At 58.3% G+C, this 235-nt stretch carries 1 protein-coding gene; it reads left to right on the top strand.

Annotated features, from left to right (window positions below):
* Positions 1-235: integrase core domain-containing protein (locus ACH107_RS34025; RefSeq protein WP_412509952.1), on the top strand; the 235-nt coding region annotated here is incomplete at both ends.

Genomic DNA, 235 nt, shown 5'->3' with positions numbered 1-235 from the left:
AACCTTTGCCACGGAGCGCAAGATCGAATGGCATTACATCGCGCCGGGCAAGCCCATGCAGAACGGCTTCGTGGAAAGCTTCAACGGGCGCATGCGCGACGAGCTCCTGAACGAGACCATGTTCCGGAACATGGCACACGCCCGCGCCGTGATCCGGGCCTGGGCGGATGACTTCAACGAAACAAGACCACATTCGGCGCTTGGCTATCAGACACCAAAAGCATTTGCCGAACAT

This window comes from Roseovarius halophilus (ex Wu et al. 2025) (assembly GCF_047086965.1).
The sequence above is the reverse complement of the archived record's forward strand: the minus strand, read 5'-3'. Positions and strand labels throughout refer to the sequence as shown.